The sequence below is a fragment of the Bacillus cereus group sp. MYBK220-1 genome, assembly GCF_051916445.1.
Taxonomy (GTDB): Bacteria; Bacillota; Bacilli; order Bacillales; family Bacillaceae_G; genus Bacillus_A; species Bacillus_A cereus.
On record NZ_JBQAGQ010000004.1, the window covers coordinates 405,452 to 430,117 of the forward strand.

The window sequence follows — 24,666 nt, forward strand, 5'->3', positions numbered from 1 at the left end:
CAAAGAAAAAGGACGGTGCAAAGCATGCGTAAACCAATTATCGCAGGTAACTGGAAAATGAATAAAACTCTATCAGAAGCAGTTAGCTTCGTAGAGGAAGTTAAAGGTCAAATCCCAGCAGCTTCAGCTGTTGATGCAGTAGTTTGCTCTCCAGCTCTATTCTTAGAGCGCCTTGTAGCAGCAACTGAAGGAACTGACTTACAAGTAGGTGCACAAAACATGCACTTCGAAAAAAATGGTGCATTCACTGGCGAAATTAGCCCAGTAGCACTTAGCGACTTAAAAGTTGGCTATGTAGTACTTGGCCACTCTGAGCGTCGTGAAATGTTTGCCGAAACAGATGAGTCAGTAAACAAAAAGACTATCGCAGCATTTGAACATGGTTTAACACCAATCGTATGTTGTGGTGAGACTTTAGAAGAGCGCGAAAGCGGAAAAACATTTGATCTAGTAGCAGGTCAAGTGACAAAAGCACTTGCAGGTTTAACAGAAGAGCAAGTTAAAGCAACTGTTATCGCTTATGAGCCAATCTGGGCTATCGGTACAGGTAAATCTTCTTCTTCTGCAGATGCAAACGAAGTATGTGCGCACATCCGTAAAGTTGTTGCAGAAGCTGTTTCTCCAGAAGCTGCAGAAGCTGTTCGTATCCAATACGGCGGTAGCGTAAAACCAGAAAACATTAAAGAGTATATGGCACAATCTGACATCGACGGCGCTTTAGTTGGCGGTGCTAGCTTAGAGCCTGCTTCGTTCTTAGGTCTTCTGGGGGCGGTAAAATGAGAAAGCCAACAGCTTTAATCATTCTTGACGGTTTCGGACTTCGTGAAGAAACTTACGGGAATGCTGTAGCACAAGCTAAGAAACCTAATTTTGATGGTTACTGGAACAAATTCCCTCACACAACGCTTACAGCTTGTGGCGAGGCGGTAGGTCTTCCAGAAGGTCAAATGGGTAACTCTGAGGTTGGTCACTTAAATATCGGTGCTGGCCGCGTAGTATATCAAAGCTTAACACGCGTTAACGTTGCAATTCGTGAAGGTGAGTTCGATAAGAACGAAACTTTCCAAAATGCAATTAAAAGTGTAAAAGAAAAAGGTACTGCACTTCATTTATTCGGTTTACTTTCTGACGGTGGTGTGCACAGTCACATGAACCATATGTTTGCTCTTCTTCGCCTAGCAGCAAAAGAAGGCGTGGAGAAAGTTTATATCCATGCATTCTTAGACGGCCGCGATGTTGGACCACAAACAGCAAAAGGTTATATCGATGCAACGAATGAAGTAATTAAAGAAACAGGAGTAGGACAATTCGCGACTATCTCTGGTCGTTATTACTCTATGGACCGTGACAAGCGTTGGGATCGCGTAGAAAAATGTTACAGTGCTATGGTGAATGGTGAAGGCCCTACTTATAAATCAGCAGAAGAGTGTGTAGAAGACTCTTATGCGAACGGTATCTATGATGAATTCGTATTGCCGTCTGTAATTGTTAACGAAGATAACACGCCAGTTGCAACAATCAATGATGATGATGCAGTTATCTTCTATAACTTCCGTCCAGACCGTGCAATTCAAATTGCTCGTGTATTTACAAACGAAGACTTCCGTGAGTTCGATCGTGGTGAAAAAGTACCTCACATTCCAGAATTCGTATGTATGACACACTTCAGTGAAACTGTAGATGGTTACGTGGCATTCAAGCCAATGAACCTTGATAACACTTTAGGTGAAGTTGTTGCACAAGCGGGATTAAAGCAACTTCGCATCGCGGAAACTGAAAAGTATCCGCACGTTACATTCTTCTTTAGCGGTGGTCGTGAGGCTGAATTCCCAGGAGAAGAGCGTATCTTAATTAACTCACCGAAGGTTGCAACGTATGACTTGAAACCTGAAATGAGCATTTACGAAGTAACGGACGCTTTAGTAAATGAAATCGAAAATGATAAACATGATGTTATCATTCTTAACTTTGCGAACTGTGATATGGTTGGCCATTCTGGGATGATGGAACCAACAATTAAAGCAGTAGAAGCAACTGACGAATGTTTAGGAAAAGTTGTAGAAGCGATTCTTGCAAAAGATGGTGTAGCACTTATTACTGCTGACCATGGTAATGCTGATCAGGAGTTAACTGCTGATGGCGGTCCTATGACAGCTCATACAACTAACCCGGTTCCTTTCATCGTTACAAAAAATGATGTAGAGCTTCGTGAAGGTGGTATTTTAGGAGATATCGCTCCAACAATGCTTACACTTTTAAATGTGGAACAACCGAAAGAAATGACAGGTAAAACAATTATTAAATAATTTGCTTATATAAAAAGGAGAGAATTTATTATGTCAACAATTATTGATGTTTATGCTCGCGAAGTCCTTGACTCTCGTGGTAACCCAACTGTAGAAGTAGAAGTTTACACAGAAAGCGGCGCTTTCGGACGCGCTATCGTACCAAGTGGTGCATCTACTGGTGAGCACGAAGCAGTAGAATTACGTGACGGTGACAAATCTCGTTACCTTGGTAAAGGTGTTGTTAACGCAGTAAACAACGTTAACGAAATTATCGCTCCAGAAATCGCTGGTTTCGATGTAACTGACCAAGCTGGTATCGACCGTGCTATGATCGAATTAGATGGCACTCCAAACAAAGGTAAACTAGGCGCTAACGCTATCCTTGGTGTATCTATGGCAGTAGCTCACGCAGCAGCTGACTTCGTAGGTCTTCCATTATACCGTTACCTTGGTGGATTCAATGCAAAACAATTACCAACTCCAATGATGAACATCATCAACGGTGGTTCTCACGCTGATAACAACGTTGACTTCCAAGAGTTCATGATCTTACCAGTTGGTGCTCCAACATTCAAAGAATCAATCCGTATGGGTGCTGAAGTATTCCATGCACTTAAAGCTGTATTACATGACAAAGGTCTTAACACTGCAGTAGGTGACGAAGGTGGATTCGCTCCAAACCTTGGTTCTAACCGTGAAGCTTTAGAAGTAATCATCGAAGCTATCGAAAAAGCTGGTTACAAAGCTGGCGAGAACGTATTCTTAGGAATGGACGTTGCTTCTTCTGAGTTCTACAACAAAGAAACTGGTAAATATGACCTTGCAGGCGAAGGCCGTACTGGCTTAACTTCTGCAGAAATGGTTGATTTCTATGAAGAGCTTTGCAAAGACTTCCCAATCATCTCTATCGAAGATGGTTTAGACGAAAACGACTGGGATGGTCACAAATTATTAACTGAGCGTATCGGTGATAAAGTACAATTAGTTGGTGACGATTTATTCGTAACTAACACTCAAAAACTTGCTGAAGGTATCGAAAAAGGTATCTCTAACTCAATCTTAATTAAAGTTAACCAAATCGGTACTTTAACTGAGACTTTCGAAGCTATCGAAATGGCTAAACGTGCTGGTTACACAGCAGTTGTATCTCACCGTTCTGGTGAAACTGAAGATGCTACAATCGCTGACATCGCAGTTGCAACTAACGCTGGCCAAATCAAAACTGGTTCTATGAGCCGTACTGACCGTATTGCTAAGTACAACCAATTATTACGCATCGAAGACGAACTAGGCGAAATCGCTGTTTACGATGGTATCAAATCTTTCTATAACATCAAACGATAATTGTAGAAAATAAACGACAGACCGTGAGAAATCACGGTCTGTTTTTTTATGCTAAAATTGTTCACCCGTCATAAGTGACATGAAATGTTTGAAGAAGCGGTTATAGTCAAAATCAATTGCGATTTGATGAACCGGCCAATCAATAAATGGCTTCTGGTTCACTAAAGAGCGAAATTCCCCTATGCTTGCTCCTTGTGCAGAGGATTCTGTCATGACAACGATAGGTGATTTGTGATAGGTAAACATAGAGTTATCAAGTAAAGCGAGTATTGGTATTGTGTCATGGAAGGGGCTCCCCTTTAAATGTGGTAGGGCGTCTTTATAATATCCGTAGTAATAATGATCAAATAACGGTTTGACAAGTGGAACTTTTCCTTTTGCCTCAATGTATTCTGCCATTTCTGGTGTAATGATGGAGTATTGAGTGACGTTTAATGGGTATATGTACATGTTAGCTGTGGATTGAAGGACTATATTAGCGGCAGTAGGATCGCCATAAAAGTTTGCTTCGGAAATAGGGGTAACATTACCAGGATGTAAAAAGGCACCGCCCATTACGTAGTAAGATTTAATTTGTTTCATTAACTGTTTGCACATGATAAACAAAATTGCTAGGGAGGTAAGTCTTCCTAAACTCACAATAATTAATTCATCCTTATACTGTTCAATAAGAGGAATAACTTCAAAAAAATTCTCCATTTCTCCGTTAGTCACATTCACCTTTGGAATAATTGGACCGAGCCCCTGTTTTCCATGTACATCCGTAAAAAACGCAGGTGGGGCACCAGTAAGGGGACGTTCTGAACCACCGAATATCTTGATATTTCTATTCTTTGTTTCGTTATTAAAAAAATGAGCATTTTCTACGGCCATTTTTTTTGGAACATTGCCGTAATCAGCAACGATACCGACGATTTCTATTTCATCGATAAAGAATGCTAAGAGGAGAGCCATCGTATCATCAATCCCAGGATCACAAAAAATGAGAACTTTTTTGGGCATATGTTCACCACCTATCTTGTTTATCCCGTACAAACCAGCTTGGTGAGGGCTAATAATCAATAAGGATGAGGGGAATCTCATGGATTAAAGTTTCACTTTATATATATGTAAGTTTAAGAATAAAAAGATTATTTTATTGAAATAATAGTCTTTTAAATTCAGAAAATAAAAACTTTTTATATTAGGTCAAGGTTTTTGACTTAATTTTCGTTTAGAAATGCAGTCGTATCAAGGTTGTAAGCGTATAACATAGGCTGTTTTTGCTGTCAAGTTGATAAATTGCAGCTTTTTACAATTTATACTATGATAAAGATATTAACAGAAGATCGTATAAACATGAGGGATGATGAACATGAAATTTACAAAGATTCTTGTCCAAATTGCAGCTCTTTACGTGTTTTATATGGTTGGAACTTGGGTACAAGAAATGTTAAATATTCCGATCCCAGGAAGTTTGATTGGAATGTTCCTCTTACTTGTTTTACTTAGCCTAAAAGTTCTTCCAGTGAAATGGTTCGATTTAGGAGCAGAAACACTCGTTGCTATTATGCCGTTTTTATTAATTCCGCCAACGCTTGGCCTAATGAATTACGGTGCTTTTTTTATGAGTAAAGGAATTTCTCTTTTCATTACAGTTGTAGCGAGTACATTTTTAATTATTATTGTCGCAGGACATACAGGACAATATCTTGCGAATAGGAAGGAAAGAGAGTCGCGATGAGCCAAATATTAATCGGAGTCGGTTGGGTTCTTTTTACGGTGCTATTATATCAATTATCTAAAAAAATCTATAAATTATTTCCAACACCATTCACCATTCCAATGCTTGTAGCAACTGGATTAATGGCTTTCCTATTTATCGTGCTTGATATACCGTATCAACATTATATGGAAAGTGGTGGTGGCTGGATTGCAAAGCTACTTGGACCCGGTGTTGTAGCATTTGCAATTCCTCTTTATAAACAACGTCATGTTCTGCAAAAATATGTTGTACCGATTGCTGGTGGCGTATTAGTAGGTACAACAGTTGCAATCGCTAGTGATTTTGCGATTGCTTCACTTATGGGCACGGATAAAAGCTTAATCTTATCGTCTTTACCAAAATCGGTGACAATGCCAGTTGCGATGAGTGTTTCAGAGCAAGTCGGTGGTGTACCTTCCTTAACAGCAGCTTTCGTTGTTATCGCAGGTATTACTGGAACGATTACAGGCCCCCTTTTATTAAAATGGAGCCGTGTTACAAACTCAGTTGGTAAAGGTATCGGATTTGGATGTGCTTCTCATATTATGGGGGTTATGAGAGCGATGAAAAATAACGAACATGAAGGTGTTATTGGATCGGTAACAATGACATTAACAGCAATTTTGACATGTTTACTTGGACCGTTATTTGCGATGATGTTTATGTAATAGAAGAAAAGCGAGAGCGCCTCTATAGCTCTCGCTTTTCTATAGAATTTATGCTACAGTTACAATAACTGAATCTTTGTAGGAGGTACGCCAAGTGCATACGTTATTATCAGTTTTACTTATTATTGTATCGATTTTAATGATTGTTATGGTACTTATGCAATCTAGTAATAGCTCAGGCCTTTCAGGTGCAATTTCAGGCGGTGCGGAGCAATTATTTGGTAAGCAAAAGGCACGTGGAATTGAAGCGGTATTAAACCGTATTACAATTGTTTTAGCTGTATTGTTCTTTGTATTAACAATTGGTGTTACGTACTTCAATTTATAGAATTGAAAGAAGAAGCGTTAGTGAATGGTACTAATGGTTCTTCTTTTTTTGTTTTGCTATTTGAAAAAAGTTTCTAATTAGATTATAGAAATATAAATATGGTACACTAGATATAGAAAGAATACGACTAGATTACAGAAGAGAAAGAGGAGAAGTACATGATGAAATTAGCATCTCCGAAACCATTTACATTTGAGGGTGGAGACCGCGCTGTTTTATTACTACATGGATTCACAGGGAACTCAGCTGATGTACGTATGTTAGGGCGTTTCTTGGAAAAGAAAGGCTACACTTGTCATGCACCAATTTATAAAGGGCACGGTGTACCACCAGAAGAGCTTGTTCATACAGGTCCTGAAGATTGGTGGCAAGATGTAACAGAAGCATATCAACTTTTAAAAGATAAAGGTTTTGAGAAAATTGCTGTTGTTGGATTGTCACTTGGCGGAGTATTTTCACTAAAATTAGGTTATACAGTACCGGTTTTAGGTGTAGTACCAATGTGTGCACCAATGTATATTAAGAGTGAAGAAACGATGTACCAAGGTATATTGGCATATGCCCGCGAATATAAAAAGCGTGAGCAAAAATCACCAGAGCAAATTGAACAAGAAATGTTGGAATTCCAAAAGACACCGATGAATACATTAAAAGCATTACAACAATTAATTGCTGACGTACGTAACAATGTGGACATGATTTATGCACCAACATTTGTTGTACAAGCGCGTCATGATGAAATGATTAATACAGATAGTGCGAACATTATTTATAACGGTGTAGAATCAACGTTAAAAGACATTAAATGGTATGAAGACTCTACGCATGTCATTACACTTGATAAGCAGCGTGACGAGCTACATGAGGATGTATATAACTTCTTGGAGCAACTAGATTGGTAAGATCTAGTTGCCTCTTTTTTTCATAAGGAATTTTTTGTGAAAACTGTAAAAATCATAAGGGGAGTATTGAAGTTTCGCTTTATACATCCCCTATCTTTCGGATACACTAAATAATATAAGGTTTTAAAGGAGGTATTTTTGCTTGGAAGAAATCATACAAGAACATATTGATAAGTTGTTATTATTTATGAGAGAAGAAGCGTATAAACCGCTAACGATACAAGAGTTAGAAGAGGCATTTGGAATTGAAGGTTCTGAGGGCTTTAAAGATTTCGTAAAGGCACTTGTAACGATGGAAGAGAAGGGACTTGTTATTCGTACTCGTAGCAACCGTTACGGTCTTCCTGAAAAGATGAATTTAATACGCGGTAAGTTAATTGGACATGCACGTGGTTTTGCATTCGTTGTACCAGACGAGAAGAAAACTGGAGATGATGATCTTTTCATCCCGCCTACAGAGTTAAACGGTGCACTTCATGGCGATACAGTATTAGCACGCCTTAGTTCCCAATCGAGTGGTTCACGTCAAGAAGGGTCTATTGTACGCATTTTAGAACGTGGAACGAAAGAACTAGTTGGTACATATACAGAATCGAAAAACTTTGGATTTGTTATACCTGACAATAAACGCTGGACAAGTGACATTTTCGTATTGAAAAGCGCATCAATGGGTGCTGTAGAAGGCCATAAAGTAGTTGTAAAAATTACGAGCTATCCAGAGAATCGTTTAAGTGCGGAAGGTGAAGTTATTCAAATTCTAGGTCATAAAAATGATCCAGGAGTAGATATTTTATCTGTCATCCATAAACATCACTTGCCTTTAGCGTTCCCTGAAGAAGTGATGGAACATGCCAACAGTGTACCAGAAACGATTTCAGAAGAAGATTTAAAAGATCGCCGTGATCTACGTGACCAAATGATCGTAACGATTGACGGTGCAGACGCAAAAGATTTAGATGATGCTGTTACAGTAACGAAACTTGAGAACGGTAACTACAAGCTAGGCGTTCACATTGCGGATGTAAGTCATTACGTTCAAGAAGGTTCTCCAATTGATGTAGAAGCAGCGGAAAGAGCGACGAGTGTGTATCTTGTTGACCGTGTAATTCCGATGATTCCACACCGTCTATCTAACGGTATTTGTTCATTAAATCCGAAAGTAGACCGTCTGACATTATCTTGTGAAATGGAAATCAACAACTTAGGTGATGTTGTTAAACACGAGATTTTCCAAAGTGTGATTAAAACGACAGAGCGTATGACTTATGCTGACGTAAGAAGCATTTTAGAAGATGAGGACGAAGAGTTAATTAAGCGTTATGAGCCGCTCGTACCGATGTTTAAAGAGATGGGGCAATTGGCACAAATTTTACGTGAAAAACGTATGCGCCGTGGTGCAATTGACTTTGACTTTAAAGAAGCGAAAGTATTAGTGGATGAAGAAGGAAAACCGACAGACGTTGTCATGCGCGATCGTTCTGTATCAGAGAAGTTAATTGAAGAATTTATGCTTGTTGCGAATGAAACAGTAGCAGAGCACTTCCACTGGATGAACGTACCATTCATGTACCGTGTCCATGAAGATCCGAAAGAAGATAAGTTAGAGCGTTTCTTCGAGTTTGTAACGAACTTCGGATATGCGGTAAAAGGACGTGCGAATGAAGTACATCCTCGTGCGCTGCAACAAATTCTTGAAATGGTTCAAGGGCAGCCAGAAGAAGTAGTTATTTCAACAGTAATGCTTCGTTCTATGAAGCAAGCGCGTTACGATGCGGATAGCTTAGGACATTTCGGTTTATCAACTGAGTTCTACACGCATTTCACATCACCAATTCGTCGTTACCCGGATACAATCGTTCATAGATTAATTCGTGAATACATTATTAACGGTAAAGTCGACAACGAAACGCAAGCAAAATGGCGTGAAAAATTACCTGAGATTGCAGAGCATTCTTCTAATATGGAACGTCGTGCTGTTGAAGCAGAGCGTGAAACAGATGAGATGAAAAAAGCAGAGTATATGGTTGATAAGATCGGTGAAGAGTATGACGGTATGATTAGCTCTGTAACAAACTTCGGTTTATTCGTAGAGCTTCCAAATACAATTGAAGGTCTTGTACACGTTAGTTATTTAACGGATGATTACTACCGTTATGACGAGCAACATTTCGCTATGATCGGAGAACGTACAGGAAACGTATTCCGCATCGGTGACGAAATTACAATTCGCGTTATTAACGTAAACAAAGACGAGCGTGCAATCGACTTTGAAATCGTTGGCATGAAAGGCACACCTCGCCGTAAGTTCAAAGATCGTCCAGTCGTTATCGAGCAGCCAAGAACAGGCAGAAAGAAACGCGGTGGACGTAGCGAGCGCAGTAATGAGCGCGGCGGTGAACGTGGCACAGGTAGAAAATTTGACCGTGGTGGTAAAGGAAAAGGAAGAGGATCTGCATCTGCATCCGCTTCTGCTAGCCAGCCAGGGAAAAAAGAGGGTAACGGCAAGAAGAAAAAAGCATTCTTCGAAAACGTACCAGGATTCAAGAAGAAAAAGAAAAAGCGTAAGTAAGAAAAGGATGGCTTCGCTTTGATGAAAAGCGAGGCTTTTTCTTTTGATGGAATCTAGCTACAGTGGCTAGAATGTTCGGCGGCTTCGCTTCTTCCCGAGAGGCAAAGAGCGCCTCAAGGTCAGAAGCTCCATCCACCTCACATTCTGAGCGAGCCACTTTCGCTTTTTGTATAATCCAGCTACAGTGGCTAGAATCTGTTGGCCATTTCACTCCCTCGGACGAAGCAAAAAGCGCTTCTCTGTCGGGAGTTCCAATGTCCAAAGATTCTAAGCGAGCCACTTTCGCTTTTTGTTTACATTTGTTACAATAGTAAAAATAGAGGAGGGACGTTATATGCCAAAGGGTACAGGTAAGGTTATTGCACAAAATAAAAAAGCATTTCATGATTATTTCATCGAAGAAACATACGAAGCAGGGCTTGTCCTTCAAGGAACGGAAATTAAGTCGATTCGCGCTGGACGCGTAAACTTGAAAGATGCGTTTGCACGTGTACATAATGGTGAAGTATGGGTTCATAATATGCACATTAATACGTACGAACAAGGGAATCGTTTCAACCATGATCCACTGCGTACGAGAAAATTACTTCTGCATAAAAAAGAAATTGATAAACTAGCGGGCGCTGCGAAAGAAACAGGTTACGCATTAGTTCCACTTAGAATTTATTTAAAAAATGGATTTGCAAAGATGGCACTTGGTTTAGCAAAAGGTAAGAAGCAATACGATAAACGTCACGATTTAAAAGAGAAAGAAGCAAAACGTGAAATTGCACGCGTGTTCCGTGATCGCCAAAAGATGTAATACAGATATTTACATTTGTAAAACGGCGCGCGTATGATATAATAACTTATGTAAGGTTGTTGCACATTGAAAAACAGCTCTTAGTAGCTATCACGATATTTTCTTCGTATGCTCCATTTTTATCATGGGGACGTTACGGATTCGACAGGGATAGTTCGAGCTTAGGTTGCGAGTCGAGGGGATCGGCCTCGTTAAAACGTCAAAGCCTATAATTGGCAAACAAAACAATCTTTCTTTAGCTGCTTAATTGCACTAAAGGTTCCTCCCTCCATCGTCCATGTGGTAGGGTAAGGGACTCAAACTAAGTGGACTACGCCGGAGTTCGCCGTCTGAGGACAAAGGAAGAGAACAACCAGACTAGCAACTTGGAAGCCTGTCGATAGGCCGAAGAGTTCGCGAAATGCTAATATATCGACTACACTCGTAGAAGCTTAAGTGCCGATATTTTTGGACGTGGGTTCGACTCCCACCGTCTCCACCAATACATATTTGGTGGTTTTTTATTTTGTATGTGATATGAACCATAAGTTTGCCGAAACGGCAAGCTTATGGTTCTTTTTGTTTGCGGCAAACTTATGGTTCCAAAAATAAAAGGAGTATTTCTTGCTGAACAAGAAATACTCCTTTTATGTGTTTTTAATAATTATTTATTATTTTACACCTAATTTTTCTTTTGTTTTTGCGGGTAAATCTGATTTTTGTACTTCTTCATAAGATTTAACTTCCGTGTCTGGTATATCTGTTTTCTTTTCGTCCTCTTGTTTAATGTAAAGGCGTAAAAATGCATTTTCTTTCATTTTTTCATTATTTGGTTTTTGACTAGTGAAAGTAACTTTCTTTTCGTCGCCATCTTCATTATAAGTAGGTAAAGTATAGACACGTCTATTATCTTTAATCTCACCTTCACCTTGGATTTGAACGTAGTATTCTTCTGTACCAATTTTACTTGGAGAAGATACATCACATCCCACCGCAAAGCTAGCGAATAAGGCGAAAGTAGCGCATGAAGCAAGTAATTTTTTCATATGAAAACTCCTCTATAAGTTATTTGTGTGTTTAAATTGGACTAACTAGTTATTAGTTTACAAGGAATAAATGTTTGCAAACATCGATGTATCTAACTGGAAACTTACATTTTTGTAAGGAACCCTTATTTTGAAATTTATCTATATAAAAAGTGATTTTTAGTCATTTTGAATGATTTTAAATTTAAAGTAGTAATGAAGAAATATTACATGAAAAGTTGTTGAGCGATTTTAATAACAGCAGCAACACCAGTTAGTAAAATGGAACCGCCTAAGCAAGAAATAGTAACGATTTGGTTAAATAATAAGTTTTGGTTTTCTTTCATGAGAATTCGCTCCTTTAAGTGATTTGATAATTTATAATTGCAATGAAAGTAAAAGTGTATATTATATGAAAAGTTGTTGAGCGATTTTAATAACAGCAGCAACACCAGTTAGTAAAATGGAACCGCCTAAGCAAGAAACAGTAACGATTTGGTTGAATAATAAATCCTTGTTTTCTTTCATGAGAATTCGCTCCTTTAAAAATGTTTTTATTGTTGATTGATTATCTACTTTTAGTTTATATAAAATGTAAGATTGGAAACATCGAAGTAACTAACGATTGGCTTACAGTATTGTAAGGAATCTTACAGAAGTATGAAAAAAGGCTATTCTATTGAAAGAATAGCCGGGGTCTTAAGTAGATGATTTTAGGAAGTTCTCTCATCTAACTTCATTTTTTTAATGAATTGTTTCGTTTCTGGATTTGTAAGGAGAAGTAAGCGGAATGATGTTCCACCGTAATAAACGCATTTCTTTATTTTAGTAACTATTGTCTGTTTTTGCGTAGGAGAAAGACAATCGATATCATTTTCTTCTAACAAATAAATAACCTCTAACATATTCTTTTCTGCTTTTTGGGCGATACGATTAGATTTGAATTTTATATACATGAAATTAATGGTTGCTCCAATTGTATAAGGTAATAAAGCTAATTGAGCTTTTTTTTCTAAATTTGTTTTAAAATCATTCATATTAAAATTCGTTTCCCCGCCAATTAGTACAGAAACATCTTGAATAAAAATAACGAGCAGTAATAGTGTAGTTGCAATCATTGAATTGGATATGAAAAAAGCATTTTCTGTACGACTGAGTTGATAAGGAGGTCGTATCCATACAATTCCCATTTGGACAACAATTCCGATGAAAATTGTTAAGATGATAGAGAAGTTATCTAAAAGGTCAAAATGAGTTAAACTACTTATTGTTGATAATAAGCTAGTACTTATTATCGCTCCAGTGATTACTGAAGAGAGAATTAATAATATAGTCATTAATATATTTGTCCATTGTAGTGCAAGATAAAGGCTAGTTACTGTTACTGCACTTAGAAGTAAAATCATTTGCATTACATTAGAGAATAGGTCTGAAAAAGACGATGAGATGGATGTATTAATTTGTAATACGCTATTGAAGCTCGATGCAGCGATAAGCAAGCTGTACAATATTTTTGTATAGCATTTGTAAATGTATCTACGATAAGGTAATTCTTTATGGGAGTCAAAGAGAGAAAAGAAGGTTAATTCTTTTACCTTTTGATGTTCTTGTTTCATTTCAAAGTAAATGTTTTTAGCGAAATATAGATAAAGTAACATGACCATAAGCCAGCTAATATTAACGAGCCATAGCCCATAAGATCCCTTGAGGTTAAAGAGAACAGAAATAATTTTTGTTCCTATATACATATAAATAGCAATAAGAATAAATGCATTTGTTTTTTTTCTTAAGTTATAGGCAGAAAATTTTCTGATTTGTTTGCTGAAGAAAAAATATAGAGAATTTCTTAGTAGTTGTTTCACATGCTGCAATAAAATAGCTCCTTTCGTTTATTCAATCAGTTGTTGAAATTTAAAATAGAATCAAGTGCATATATTAGTATAGTGGATAAATGATTAATATGGGATATAAAAAAGCTGATGACAGCATGTCACCAGCTTTTTATTATCTTTCTTTCGGAAGTACAATCCCTTTATACAATTGAACTGTAATTAAATAATAAACAGTATAGATCACTGCGAAAATTGCCAGTGGAATCCAAATACGGAAGTATGGGTCAACCACGATGACGGAGAACAGATTCATACCGACAATTACATGAGAGATGCCAATGGTAGCTGGGAATAAGAATACTAACAATAACTCCTTATAGATTGACCACGCTAATAGCTCGCGACGTACTCCTATTTTACGCAACATTTGATAGCGCTTTGTATCTTTTGTTGCACCAGATAGAATTTTGAACATTAAGCAACTTGCCATCATAGCTAAGAAAGCAATTCCTAAGAAGAAGCCCATAAAGACTGTACCACTTGTGAAAGTGTACATAAATTCGTAAAAGCTAAATTTACTATTCAACTGATCCTTAGTTATATCCTTATATTTTGCTAATTGTAATTGATCAAGTTCTTTCCATTCTTTCTTATACGTTGCGTAATCATTAGTTTTTCCAATTACAACATATTGTTCTGCTGTTTTTATTTGATTGTACATCTTTTGGTCTACAATTTTTATATGTTGTTGTTTGTATAAGTATTCAGGCTGTATTTCTTTGAATACATTCTTCCATTCTTCAGAAAGAGTAAGACCGTCAATTGTATCATTTTGACCTTTCTTTACAATTGCCCCGACTGGAAGTTCACTTGCAGTTCTTTCTACTTTACCGATTTTCTTTTGCTCAAATCCAATTTGAACGAGAGGTCGATCCTTTTCTAAGTCTTCTTTCAAGTAGTAAACAAATTGCTGGTCAACTTTGTAGCGATAATCCGCTTGTTCTTCAAATTTGATCTTTTTTAATACTTTTTTCTCATCTGCTGTTGGGTTGTGAATTGCTACATCATATAGGTAAGAAATATCAGTAGCTAGGCTAATATTGTTTTTAAAAGCCATTCCGCCAGCAATTGCTCCAACTGCAAGTGCAATTAACATTGCTACAGTTGCTAATACTTTCGTTAAATCATTTACTCGGAAGGTTAATTGAGCAAAAGTAAAAGAGTTTAATCCTTTTTCATTTAATGGCTTAATTTTTTTGAGTAATTTCATAGTTAGCGGTAATAAAGAAATGAAAATAAGATATGTTCCTAATGTCGTTGCTACTGTAGCGATAGGAAATCCAGCAAATGATAAAGTTTCTATGTTTATTAACGCTGCATATCCAATTGCTAATGAACCAGCACCAATTAATGATACAAAGAAAGTTTTGATTCCTTTTACTGAAGGTTTGTCTGTTTTCATCTCAGAATGAACCAGTTGTAATATTGTAATGCGAGATAGTTTCGCTGTATTCATAATGGCAGCTAAGAAAAACAGAATGAAGAAAAATATTACTGTTACACGAATAGATGGAATATAAAGAGCATGGTATCCATCGGAAGCAAACTCTAACTCTTTCATGAGAAGTTGTCCAATTCCTTTAGAAAGTCCAATACCGATTCCAATCCCAATAATAAGTGAAGTGATACCGATAGCTAAAGTTTCTATAAACATGAGCATTGTAATTTTATATTTTTTCGCACCTAACATCATATACATACCGAACTCTTTTTGCCTTAATGACAGTAAAAATGAATTCGCATATAAGATGTAGAAGAAGGTGATAGTCGCTAATAAAAATGAACCTATTTGAAAGATGATTCCAATGGTGCTAACCATTGCATTTGCTTTAATAAATGAATCATTCATCGCTAGTGTTTGGAACATATAAAAGATAGAAATGGACATAACAAGTCCAATTAATAAGACAATGTAATCTCTTATTTTACTTTTTAGTCCTGACATCGAAAGTTTGAGTAACATGTTGTAAAATTCCTTTCTTATGCTTTTTGTGTACCTAAATCAGCAAGTACATTTAAAATTTCTTTATAAAACATTTCGCGGTTTGTTGTACGATGTAGTTCTCTATACAGCTCTCCATCTTGAATGAACAAAATGCGCTGGCAGTAACTTGCGCTAAATGGATCATGAGTAACCATCATAATTGAAACATTTTGTTCTTCATTGAGACTTTTCATTGCATCTAAAAGGCTAGTTGCATTTTTAGAATCAAGTGCTCCAGTTGGTTCATCTCCTAAAATAATCGCGGGCTCATGAACGAGTGCACGTGCAGCGGCAGAACGTTGTTTTTGGCCACCGGATACTTCTGAAGGATACTTTTGAAGAATTGCTGAAATTCCTAACATCTCTGCTACTTTTGTTACTTTTGGTCCAATTTTTCGAGAAGGAACACCTTGCAGGGAAAGTGGTAATGCAATATTTTCATAGATTGATAAATTTTCTAAAAGGTTAAAGTCTTGAAAAATAAATCCTAATTTTTTGGAACGGAAATCAGAGAGTGCGCCTTGCTTCATTTTTGTAATATCCGTACCTGCAATTTCAACTTTGCCGTCTGTTGCATGATCTAATGTAGAAATTACATTTAATAATGTTGTTTTTCCTGAACCAGATGGCCCCATAATTCCTACAAATTCACCTTCTCGAATTGAAAATGATACACCTTTTAAGGCATATGACTGATTTTCACCTTTTTTACCATATACTTTCTGAACATTTTTTACGTCTACAACAGGTCTTTGCATTTTTATATCCTCCTATATGTTATTTCTTATTATTATTTTTTTCGGATAGGCATTAAGTTCCAATAAGTTAAGCAACGCCAGATCCATTCTACAGGTCCAAAATTAAAATATTTTAACCAAACATTACTAATCGTGATTTGAAAAATCCATGTTAGGAAACACATACTCACCATAGCGATTGCTGGTGAAAATACGCTTAGAGTTATTGGTAAAATGAACATTCCAATAAAGGTCTGTCCTAAATAATTACTCATTCCCATTCTCCCGTAAGCTTGTAATGGTTTTAATACAGTGCTTCCTACCGTACTTTTCAACAGAGCTACAAGGATTAAAATATAAGTTATTGTGAGAAATGGTTGTAAAATGTTTAGTAATATAAAAGATAGCTTTGCACTTGGTGTTAGAATCTGTACAGTAACCCCAGTAATAGAAACAATACTAAACATAATAATGAGCAATTTATGAAGTTTTGGGCGTTGTTTTAATTTAGTAAGAACATCCAACTTCATTAGTGAATACCCTTCTATAAAATAGATTAAAAATGAAGTTATCATAGTTAATATTTGAAGAGCATCAAGAAATGGAGGTATGTTCGACTTTAACTGAAATATATAATTGTAAGATATTATACTTACGATTATGCCCATTACATGTAAGCTTAAAGAAATTACTAACAATAATCGGCCAGGAACTTTATGAAGACTTAATAATAGTAACCCGACAATGGCGTAAGAAATTAAGACATCTCCTCCCCAAACACTAGCATGTAATAAACCAATTACTGCTAGTATGATCATACGGCGTATATAGATAAAATATGGTTGACCTTTTGCTTTTGCTCGAGCTAAGAATAGGGCTGATCCAGCTCCAAATAGTAGTGAGAAAATGGCATAAAACTTTCCGGTTACAAAAATGTTAATCCATTTATCATCTGGTAAAGTAGTATTGGATACATCAGCTTCGTTAAAAAACATTGATATATTCACTAAGAAAATGCCAATTAAGGCAAAACCTCGTATGACATCTAAATCAACAATTCGATTCTTTTGAGGTAAACTTTGTTTTATTGCATTCATAATTCATACATCCTTTCTATTATGATTTTTAGTGCATGTATTAAATCTGCGACGATAACAGATTAACCCTCCAGTATTGCTTGATTAACTATTGTTAGTTTACAAGTGATTAAAAGTTGCAAACATCGATGTATCTAACTGGAATCTTACATTTTTGTAAGGAACCTGCATGGAGATATTTTTTATGTACATAAAAAGACTCTAAAGAATTACTGGTAAGTAGTAATTCTTTAGAGTCTTTTTGATGAGTAATAAGTTCACTTGAAAATTAAATTAATTGAATGAAAAAACAAATAAAACTGAAAATGGCATAAAAAGAAAAATTTGTTATAATAGCGAATGTTGTATATTTTGGAGGTGAAGAACTTGGGTGCTTATTTATTCCCGATTAAGACGGCGATAATTACATTTCCAATCGCTGGTTTTATTTTATTAATTCCTTTTTTAATTTGGCAGTATCGCAAGCATGGGTATATTAATTATTTACGTATGTTTGTTTTGTACTCTTTATTATTATTTTCAATGGCGGCCTATTATTTAATTATTTTACCGTTTCCGGCAACGTTTGATACGTGTAGTATGCAACGTCCAGGAATACAGCATTATCAAATAACACCTTTTACTTCAATCATGGACATCTTGAGAGAAACAAAGGTGAATTTTGCGAATCCAATGTCATACATTGGAATTTTGAAAGAGCGTGCATTTTTACAGGTGGCATTTAACTTTCTTTTATTGTTACCATTAGGCGTTTATTTACGATATTATTTCCGTCGTAATCTGTTACAAACTGTTATTATTACATTTTTTGTTTCCTTATTCTTCGAAGTTACACAATTAACTGGGTTCTATGGACTATATAATTGTCCATATCGTTTATTTGATGTTGATGATTTATTCTTAAATACGCTTGGTGGATTTGCTGGATATATGATTGCACCAATATTTACTTATTTCCTACCAGATGTACATGCGATGGATGAAAAAGTTGATTTTGAAAATAAACCAGTTCGTATGACACGACGTTTCCTCGCTCTTTGGATGGATTGGCTTGTTATTGGGATTGTGACTTCTTTAATATTCAATGTTAAAGTTTCCATGGTATTTATATTTAACCCTGCTGAAAAAATGGACGAGCTTTTACTTGTCTTCGTTTGGATATTCGTTTATTTTATTGTTGTTCCTTATTTCACAAATGGGAAAACAATTGGGAAATGGATTCTTCATTTTAGAGTAAAAGGGCAAGGAGAGAGAATTACTTTCATTGAATTATGTAAACGCTATGGCCTGTTATATTACGGGATTGGTGGTATCAATTATATTTTAATTGCTTCTAGAGTATTAAATGAGCAATTAGAGATAATTTTCCTTTTACTATTCTTTATTTTTAATGGTTTAATCTTATTGCATTTTGCATTGCATATTTTCAAACGAGATAAGCGTTTATTCTATGAGAAAATGAGTAAAACGTATAATGTGATAACTTTTAAAAAGAATAAATAAAAAAAGCATCTGTTGAGATGCTTTTTTTATTTATTCACAATATTATTGTAGGATTTTACTGTCATTATATAGTAAGCAAAATAAATCAATGTATATGCAACTATGGTAGTTAAAACTGGAATGAAAATATCTATGCCAAGTGTATTAGAAAGTGCATTTAAAGCGACAATACTATGCAAGCTACCGATAGTAAGTGGCAGAATAAATATGAAGGCTATTTGTTTTGCAATCGATTTAAAGATGGTTTGCTTACTTACACCCAGTTTACGTAAAATAATATATTTATCTTGATCTATAGTTGCTTCTGTTAATTGTTTAAAGTAAATGATGCTTCCAGTTGCAGCTAAAAAGACAAGCCCTAAAAATACACCAGCGAAGATGACTAATCCTGTTGCTTCCACAACACCTGTATAAGCGCTGTATTTGGATATTAAATTGATGTCTTTAGGAAGGAGTATTTGCAGTGCTTTTGTTAACTCCTTAGTATTTTTGTCATCGGATACTTTATATGCTTGTAGCATATAGGGTTCTTGTTTTTTTGTAATATCAGAAAAAACTTTGTCGGTCACTACGATAGTGAATTCATGTAATGAGTCATTTAATATATTATCTTGAATTTTCCCTACAAATTGCAATGAATAATCATTACCTGAAAGATGCAATTTTACTTTACCATTTTTATATTCAGTTTGAAACGTATTACTCTTATTTGCATCAAGAGCAACCACTTCTACATTTTGAAGGGATACTTTTATCTCCTTATTCGTTTTATCGGCTAGTGTATTGAATGTACTCTCCGATAATAAATTTAATTCTTTAGGATTTCTTTCAAAATCGATTGGCAAGATGCCATTCACCTGTAAGTTTGCTTTTATTTTTATTAAAGGGATAGCAATTTTCTCTTTTATTATATGATTAGAGTTTCTTATTGTATTTTCAATTTGCTGATCTATATGTGAATCTGTTTTTACATACATAAAACTAAACGGTTCGGTTTTATCAATCATTACTTTATTTTTATAATACATACTATAAGAAGCACCGATTCCACACAGTGTGACTGTGCTTAATAGCGCAATGGCAGTTAGTGTTTTGGCGTTTGATTGAATGCGTGCTAATAGTTGAGATACACTAACCACATTAATCCCACGGTAATAGCGTGTTTTATTCTTCTGTAAGCCAAGTAATAAAAAAACGGTAAAAGAACGAAATATGAAATATGTACCGATTATAGAACCACCTAAAATAATACACATATTCCGTATCTTATGGTCCAGCCATATAGAAGAGAAGATGGGTTGAAGTGCGAACCAGTAAGAAGAGATAACTAAAATAATCCCTAATAAAGCGGTCCATATGGATCCCTTTGGAATGAGTTCGCCTTGTCTTTCAGCCTGAAGTAATTCCGTCAATTTGAACTTATAAATTATGCTATAACCATGAAAAGATGTTATTAAAATAATAACGGTAAATACGAGTATGGTATGCATGATTGCTTCTAGAGAAATAGAAAAGGAAATAGCAGTTGATAATTGCATTACTTTTAAAAGTAACATGGAAAACACCTTTGAGAGTAAAGCTCCTATGCTCATTCCTATAATGAGTGCAATAATTCCTATGATAAGATTTTCATAAAATAACATGGTACCAATTTGACGTTTTGGAACACCTAGTAAGGAATATAATGCAATTTCTTTTTTTCTTTTCTTTGTGAAAAATGAGTTTGAATACCAAATGAATATTGCTACAAAAATGATTAGAATAACAGAAGAGGCTTTAAAAACATCTGAAATCCCTTTAGCTGTACTCGTTTGTTCTACGATATAGTCGTTATATTGTAAGGATACAAAAATAAAATAAATGACAATACTAAGTATCATAGATGCAAAGTAGAGTACATAATTTTTAAGATTTCTTTGTAAGTTTTTTTGGATGATACTAAATGGAGTCATGCCCACTACCTCCAAGAGCAGAAAGAATACGTAACAGTTTTTGGGAAAATTCTTCTTGTGGCATCTCGCCCTTTACAAGTTCTGTGAAAAGTTTTCCATCTTTAATAAAGAGGATGCGTTTGCAATAACTTGCTACAAAGGGATCATGCGTAACCATCAAAATGGTGGCAAGTTGTTTTTTATTTAACACTTGTAGGATTTGTAGTAAATCAACTGCTGATTTAGAATCTAGTGCACCTGTAGGTTCATCAGCTAAAATTAATTTTGGTTTTCCTATAATAGCTCTCGTTGCTACAGTACGCTGCTGTTGTCCACCAGAAATTTGATACGGATATTTATTTAGCAATTCTTGAATGCCAAACATTGTTGCAACTTCATCTACACGTGCATCAATTTCTTGTGCATTCATATTTCTTAAAGCAAGTGGTAGAAGTATATTATCCTTTATCGTTAACGTATCAAGTAAATTGTAGTCCTGAAAAATAAAGCCTAATGTGTCACTACGGAATGCATTAAGTTGTTCATCTTTCATTTTTATAATATTTTTTCCATCAACAATAATTTCTCCTGTGGTTGGTATATCAATTGTCGATAATATATTTAATAAAGTAGATTTCCCAGATCCAGATGGACCCATTATACCAACGAATTCACCTTCAAAAATTGTGAGATCAATATCATGGAGGGCAGTAAATATGCTACCTCTATTACTAAAGACCTTCCTTACGTGTTTTGCCTGTAATACGGGGTTCAATATGGATCCTCCTCTATTGTATGATAAGCTTATTGTATGGTAATTTTATAACCTAAACCATAGGACAACCTTACAAATTATAATTCAAACCTTACAAACTTGTAAGGTTAAAATAGTACTAGGAGGCAAACTTTTTATGAAAGTTTTATTAGTTGAAGATGAACCAACCATTCGTGAAACAGTGGCCGATGAGTTAGGGAAATGGGGATTTGAAGTATGGACGAGTACAAACTTTGAACATATTTTAAACGATTTTTTGGCTCAATCTCCGCAACTTGTTTTACTTGATATTAACCTTCCTTATTTTGATGGATTTTATTGGTGTAGAAAAATTCGTGAAGTATCGAAAGTACCAATTATTTTCTTGTCATCTCGTGATAATCCTATGGATATGGTAATGGCCATGAATATGGGTGGAGATGATTTTGTACAGAAACCATTTTATACGGATGTTTTAGTGGCTAAAATTCAGGCTCTTATGAGACGTACATATTCTTATACACAAACTGAAACAAATGTTGTTGAATATGAAGGTGTCGTATTAAATTTACAGAGCGGGGAAGTAACCTATCATAATCAAATATTGGAATTAACAAAAAATGAGTTTAAAATTTTACAGATATTAATGCAGAATATAGGATCGATTGTAAGTCGAGATAATATTATGCGTAAACTCTGGGAAAATGAAAGTTTTGTTGATGATAATACATTAACAGTAAACGTCGCTCGTGTAAGGAAGAAGCTTGCCGAACTTGGAAAAGAGGAGTTTATCCATACGAAGAAAGGGCAAGGTTACATTATTACATGAGTATTTTTCGTTACATAAAAGAACGCCGTTATTTTATGCTTCTGTACTTTTTGATTATGTTATTTATTTCTACCATGATTTATTTAAGTGAGGGATTAAGTAATACAAAAGCAAATCTTATATATATCAATGTTGTAAGTGCAATTTTTATTCTTATCTATCTTATAATCGGGTATTTTTATCATAAAAGATTTTATAAAGAACTTCATATTGCTCTTCATTTAGAGCAGGATACAGTGATTGCTATCCCAAATCCACATACATATGAACAGGAACTATATACGGATATATTAAAAAAACTATACTTAGAGCAACAAGAGCAAATGTACGTATTGCACGAGGAAAAGAAAGAATATCATGATTTTATTATGTCGTGGATTCATGAAGTTAAAATACCGATTGCTGCTAGTCAACTATTGATGCGCAGTGGCAAACCAGCGGATATTTTAATTGATAAATTAGAGGATGAGTTAGGAAAAATAGATCACTTTGTTGAACAAGCTTTATACTATTCACGGCTTGATTCTTTTTCAAAAGATTATTTCATTCAAGAAGTTTCTCTAGAGGCGATTACGGGTGCTAGTATGAAAAAATATGCTAAGTCATTTATTTCAAAGCGCATTCAATTTGAACGTATAAACTTACAACTTCTAGTAGAGAGTGATACAAAATGGCTATCTTTTATTGTCGATCAGATTGTGGCAAATGCATTAAAGTATACTGATTCGCATGGAGACATTAAGTTTATTGGGGAAGAAGACAAAGCGGAAAAGCGTCTCATTATTCAAGATAATGGAATTGGTATTAAGCTTGAAGACGTTGGACGAGTATTTGAACGTGGATTTACAGGGGTGAATGGACGAATTCATACGAAATCAACTGGATTAGGATTATATTTAGCGAAACGATTGTCTCATAAATTAGGGCATGATATTTCTGTTGAATCAAAAGAGAATGAGTATACAAAAGTGACAATACACTTTCCTAAAGGGAATCAATATCATACGATTGCGAAAGCATAAGAAAAGCACTTATTCTATGGATAAGTGCTTTTCTTATGCTTTCTTTTATCTTATTATTCGCAGGGGTGCTTTTAAAATCCTGGTCGGTGAAGTGCTATTAAAAACAATTTATTCGAATCTTCATATGTTTTGTGTTTTTATCCATACCTATTGTAAGATTATATAGAGTTCTCCTAATAAACTGTTTTAATGGATTATTTAGGGGTTTTAAATTTATAAATCTTAAATTATTTTTTCGGGATAATTTTTTTATCTAAATAATTTATATTGAAGTAGAGGTGAACCATCGGTGAAGCAGGTGTTGGTGATTAAAAATGAACGGTCTTCAGCAAAGAAAATTGTAAGCGGTCTAACGCAAGAAGGCTATTTCATTTTAAAACTTCACAATGAAAACGAAGGTTTAAATATAATATATGAACAAGATTGGGATATTATCATATTGGATTGGGATTCATTAAGTATATCCGGACCAGAAATTTGTAGACAAATACGATTAGTTAAAACGACACCGATCATTATTGTGACCGACAATGTTTCTAGCAAGGATTGCGTAGCAGGGTTACAAGCAGGAGCAGATGATTATATAAGAAAACCATTTGCGAAAGAAGAATTAGTAGCAAGGGTTCAAGCAATTTTAAGGAGAAGTGATTGTAACCAGCAAAAGGAGATAAACTTTTTTCAGTTTAAAGATCTCTTTGTTGATGCATCTAGCAATATTGTGAAAAAAGGTGGCGAAAACCTGTCGCTTACTAAGCGAGAGTACGATTTACTTGTATTTTTAATCAAGAATAAAAACACAATATTGAGCCGTGAAATGCTTTTGAATCAAGTATGGGGATATAACGTAGTAGTAAATCCAAATGTAGTAGACTTATATATTGGGTATGTAAGAAAAAAGTTAAAGTGCGAGAAGAAAGACAGATATATTCAAACGATACATGGCAGAGGCTATTCAATGATTGAATGATAAAAATAAGATAATCAAATAGTTTCTTAGAAGTATTAAAAGACGTGAAAAAATGGATTATGAAAATATTAGCTATTAATGAGCGTATTTTGTAGAGGAAATCATAGCTAATCAACACGCCTGACGTCACATATTACTTTTTATGCCTGATTTTATGAATTCACACCATTCACAAGATTTTCACAGAATTAATGACTATACTAATTAACAGGATGTTCAAATGAAAATGATTATCAATAGCGATTCGATTGAATAAAAGTTACCTTCTAATTCAATCTATGGATGTCATCATTTTCGAAAT

21 protein-coding genes and 1 other RNA gene are annotated in these 24,666 nt (G+C 35.3%); 14 read left to right on the forward strand and 8 right to left on the reverse strand.

Annotation, left to right across the window (positions count from 1 at the left end; all coding sequences use genetic code 11):
* Positions 1–24: 24 nt before the first annotated feature.
* From tpiA to eno, 3 genes are read left to right on the forward strand one after another with little or no spacing between them, the layout of a single operon-like run.
* Positions 25–780 (forward strand): triose-phosphate isomerase, encoded by a 756-nt coding sequence (gene tpiA / locus ACTFRU_RS19485; protein ID WP_001231038.1) that lies wholly within the window; start codon positions 25–27, stop codon positions 778–780.
* Positions 777–2,306, forward strand: a complete 1,530-nt coding sequence (gene gpmI / locus ACTFRU_RS19490; RefSeq protein WP_001231158.1) for a 2,3-bisphosphoglycerate-independent phosphoglycerate mutase — start codon at positions 777–779, stop codon at positions 2,304–2,306. The genes tpiA and gpmI overlap by 4 nt, the downstream gene beginning before the upstream one ends.
* A 30-nt stretch (positions 2,307–2,336) precedes the next feature.
* Positions 2,337–3,632 carry a phosphopyruvate hydratase gene (gene eno / locus ACTFRU_RS19495; protein ID WP_000103951.1) on the forward strand — a complete coding sequence of 432 codons (1,296 nt, stop codon included), beginning with the start codon at positions 2,337–2,339 and terminating at the stop codon, positions 3,630–3,632.
* A 51-nt stretch (positions 3,633–3,683) separates the two neighbouring features.
* Here the strand turns inward: eno and ACTFRU_RS19500 are convergent, their stop codons facing one another.
* The gene (locus ACTFRU_RS19500) at positions 3,684–4,634 is read right to left on the reverse strand and encodes a nucleoside hydrolase (RefSeq protein ID WP_139848898.1); all 951 of its coding nucleotides are present in this window, start codon (positions 4,632–4,634) and stop codon (positions 3,684–3,686) included.
* A 352-nt stretch (positions 4,635–4,986) separates the two neighbouring features.
* On the opposite strand from ACTFRU_RS19500, the gene ACTFRU_RS19505 reads away from it, so the two are divergent.
* The 7 genes from ACTFRU_RS19505 to ssrA all read left to right on the forward strand — a co-directional run bounded on the left by ACTFRU_RS19505 (position 4,987) and on the right by ssrA (position 11,126).
* The gene (locus ACTFRU_RS19505; protein ID WP_000673222.1) at positions 4,987–5,355 is read left to right on the forward strand and encodes a CidA/LrgA family holin-like protein; all 369 of its coding nucleotides are present in this window, start codon (positions 4,987–4,989) and stop codon (positions 5,353–5,355) included.
* Positions 5,352–6,044 carry an LrgB family protein gene (locus tag ACTFRU_RS19510; protein WP_000078309.1) on the forward strand — a complete coding sequence of 231 codons (693 nt, stop codon included), beginning with the start codon at positions 5,352–5,354 and terminating at the stop codon, positions 6,042–6,044. Before ACTFRU_RS19505 ends, ACTFRU_RS19510 begins: the two co-directional genes overlap by 4 nt.
* A 94-nt stretch (positions 6,045–6,138) precedes the next feature.
* The gene (gene secG / locus ACTFRU_RS19515) at positions 6,139–6,372 is read left to right on the forward strand and encodes a preprotein translocase subunit SecG (protein ID WP_000557264.1); all 234 of its coding nucleotides are present in this window, start codon (positions 6,139–6,141) and stop codon (positions 6,370–6,372) included.
* Between the two features lie 161 nt (positions 6,373–6,533).
* The gene (estA, locus tag ACTFRU_RS19520) at positions 6,534–7,274 is read left to right on the forward strand and encodes a carboxylesterase (RefSeq protein WP_000761976.1); all 741 of its coding nucleotides are present in this window, start codon (positions 6,534–6,536) and stop codon (positions 7,272–7,274) included.
* 142 nt (positions 7,275–7,416) lie between these two features.
* Positions 7,417–9,843 (forward strand): ribonuclease R, encoded by a 2,427-nt coding sequence (gene rnr / locus ACTFRU_RS19525; RefSeq protein WP_016125681.1) that lies wholly within the window; start codon positions 7,417–7,419, stop codon positions 9,841–9,843.
* Positions 9,844–10,177: 334 nt separating this feature from the next.
* On the forward strand, positions 10,178–10,645 hold the full coding sequence (smpB, locus tag ACTFRU_RS19530; RefSeq protein ID WP_001123920.1) for an SsrA-binding protein: 468 nt from the start codon (positions 10,178–10,180) through the stop codon (positions 10,643–10,645).
* A 126-nt stretch (positions 10,646–10,771) separates the two neighbouring features.
* Positions 10,772–11,126, forward strand: a transfer-messenger RNA (tmRNA) gene (ssrA, locus tag ACTFRU_RS19535).
* A 169-nt stretch (positions 11,127–11,295) separates the two neighbouring features.
* Here ssrA and ACTFRU_RS19540 read toward each other — a convergent pair.
* The 5 genes from ACTFRU_RS19540 to ACTFRU_RS19560 all read right to left on the reverse strand — a co-directional run bounded on the left by ACTFRU_RS19540 (position 11,296) and on the right by ACTFRU_RS19560 (position 17,359).
* On the reverse strand, positions 11,296–11,670 hold the full coding sequence (locus ACTFRU_RS19540; RefSeq protein ID WP_341067425.1) for a YxeA family protein: 375 nt from the start codon (positions 11,668–11,670) through the stop codon (positions 11,296–11,298).
* A 692-nt stretch (positions 11,671–12,362) separates the two neighbouring features.
* Positions 12,363–13,520 carry an AcrB/AcrD/AcrF family protein gene (locus ACTFRU_RS19545; protein WP_440037763.1) on the reverse strand — a complete coding sequence of 386 codons (1,158 nt, stop codon included), beginning with the start codon at positions 13,518–13,520 and terminating at the stop codon, positions 12,363–12,365.
* A gap of 133 nt (positions 13,521–13,653) precedes the next feature.
* Entirely contained in the window at positions 13,654–15,504 is a 1,851-nt protein-coding gene (locus tag ACTFRU_RS19550; protein ID WP_440037764.1) for an FtsX-like permease family protein, read from the reverse strand.
* A gap of 17 nt (positions 15,505–15,521) precedes the next feature.
* The gene (locus ACTFRU_RS19555) at positions 15,522–16,283 is read right to left on the reverse strand and encodes an ABC transporter ATP-binding protein (RefSeq protein ID WP_147806422.1); all 762 of its coding nucleotides are present in this window, start codon (positions 16,281–16,283) and stop codon (positions 15,522–15,524) included.
* A gap of 32 nt (positions 16,284–16,315) precedes the next feature.
* The gene (locus tag ACTFRU_RS19560) at positions 16,316–17,359 is read right to left on the reverse strand and encodes a DUF418 domain-containing protein (protein ID WP_440037765.1); all 1,044 of its coding nucleotides are present in this window, start codon (positions 17,357–17,359) and stop codon (positions 16,316–16,318) included.
* 366 nt (positions 17,360–17,725) lie between these two features.
* Between ACTFRU_RS19560 and ACTFRU_RS19565 the strand changes: the two genes are divergently transcribed.
* The gene (locus ACTFRU_RS19565; protein ID WP_440037766.1) at positions 17,726–18,862 is read left to right on the forward strand and encodes a VanZ family protein; all 1,137 of its coding nucleotides are present in this window, start codon (positions 17,726–17,728) and stop codon (positions 18,860–18,862) included.
* A gap of 26 nt (positions 18,863–18,888) precedes the next feature.
* Here the strand turns inward: ACTFRU_RS19565 and ACTFRU_RS19570 are convergent, their stop codons facing one another.
* Both ACTFRU_RS19570 and ACTFRU_RS19575 read right to left on the reverse strand, forming a co-directional pair.
* The gene (locus ACTFRU_RS19570) at positions 18,889–20,814 is read right to left on the reverse strand and encodes an ABC transporter permease (protein ID WP_440037767.1); all 1,926 of its coding nucleotides are present in this window, start codon (positions 20,812–20,814) and stop codon (positions 18,889–18,891) included.
* Positions 20,801–21,568 carry an ABC transporter ATP-binding protein gene (locus ACTFRU_RS19575; protein ID WP_440037768.1) on the reverse strand — a complete coding sequence of 256 codons (768 nt, stop codon included), beginning with the start codon at positions 21,566–21,568 and terminating at the stop codon, positions 20,801–20,803. Before ACTFRU_RS19575 ends, ACTFRU_RS19570 begins: the two co-directional genes overlap by 14 nt.
* A 136-nt stretch (positions 21,569–21,704) precedes the next feature.
* On the opposite strand from ACTFRU_RS19575, the gene ACTFRU_RS19580 reads away from it, so the two are divergent.
* The 3 genes from ACTFRU_RS19580 (at position 21,705) to ACTFRU_RS19590 (ending at position 24,365) form a co-directional block, all read left to right on the forward strand.
* Entirely contained in the window at positions 21,705–22,376 is a 672-nt protein-coding gene (locus ACTFRU_RS19580; RefSeq protein WP_086707183.1) for a response regulator transcription factor, read from the forward strand.
* Complete coding sequence (locus tag ACTFRU_RS19585) at positions 22,373–23,398, forward strand: sensor histidine kinase (protein ID WP_440037769.1); 1,026 nt, start codon at positions 22,373–22,375, stop codon at positions 23,396–23,398. Before ACTFRU_RS19580 ends, ACTFRU_RS19585 begins: the two co-directional genes overlap by 4 nt.
* Positions 23,399–23,687: 289 nt before the next feature.
* The gene (locus ACTFRU_RS19590; RefSeq protein WP_440037770.1) at positions 23,688–24,365 is read left to right on the forward strand and encodes a response regulator transcription factor; all 678 of its coding nucleotides are present in this window, start codon (positions 23,688–23,690) and stop codon (positions 24,363–24,365) included.
* Positions 24,366–24,666 lie beyond the last annotated feature (301 nt).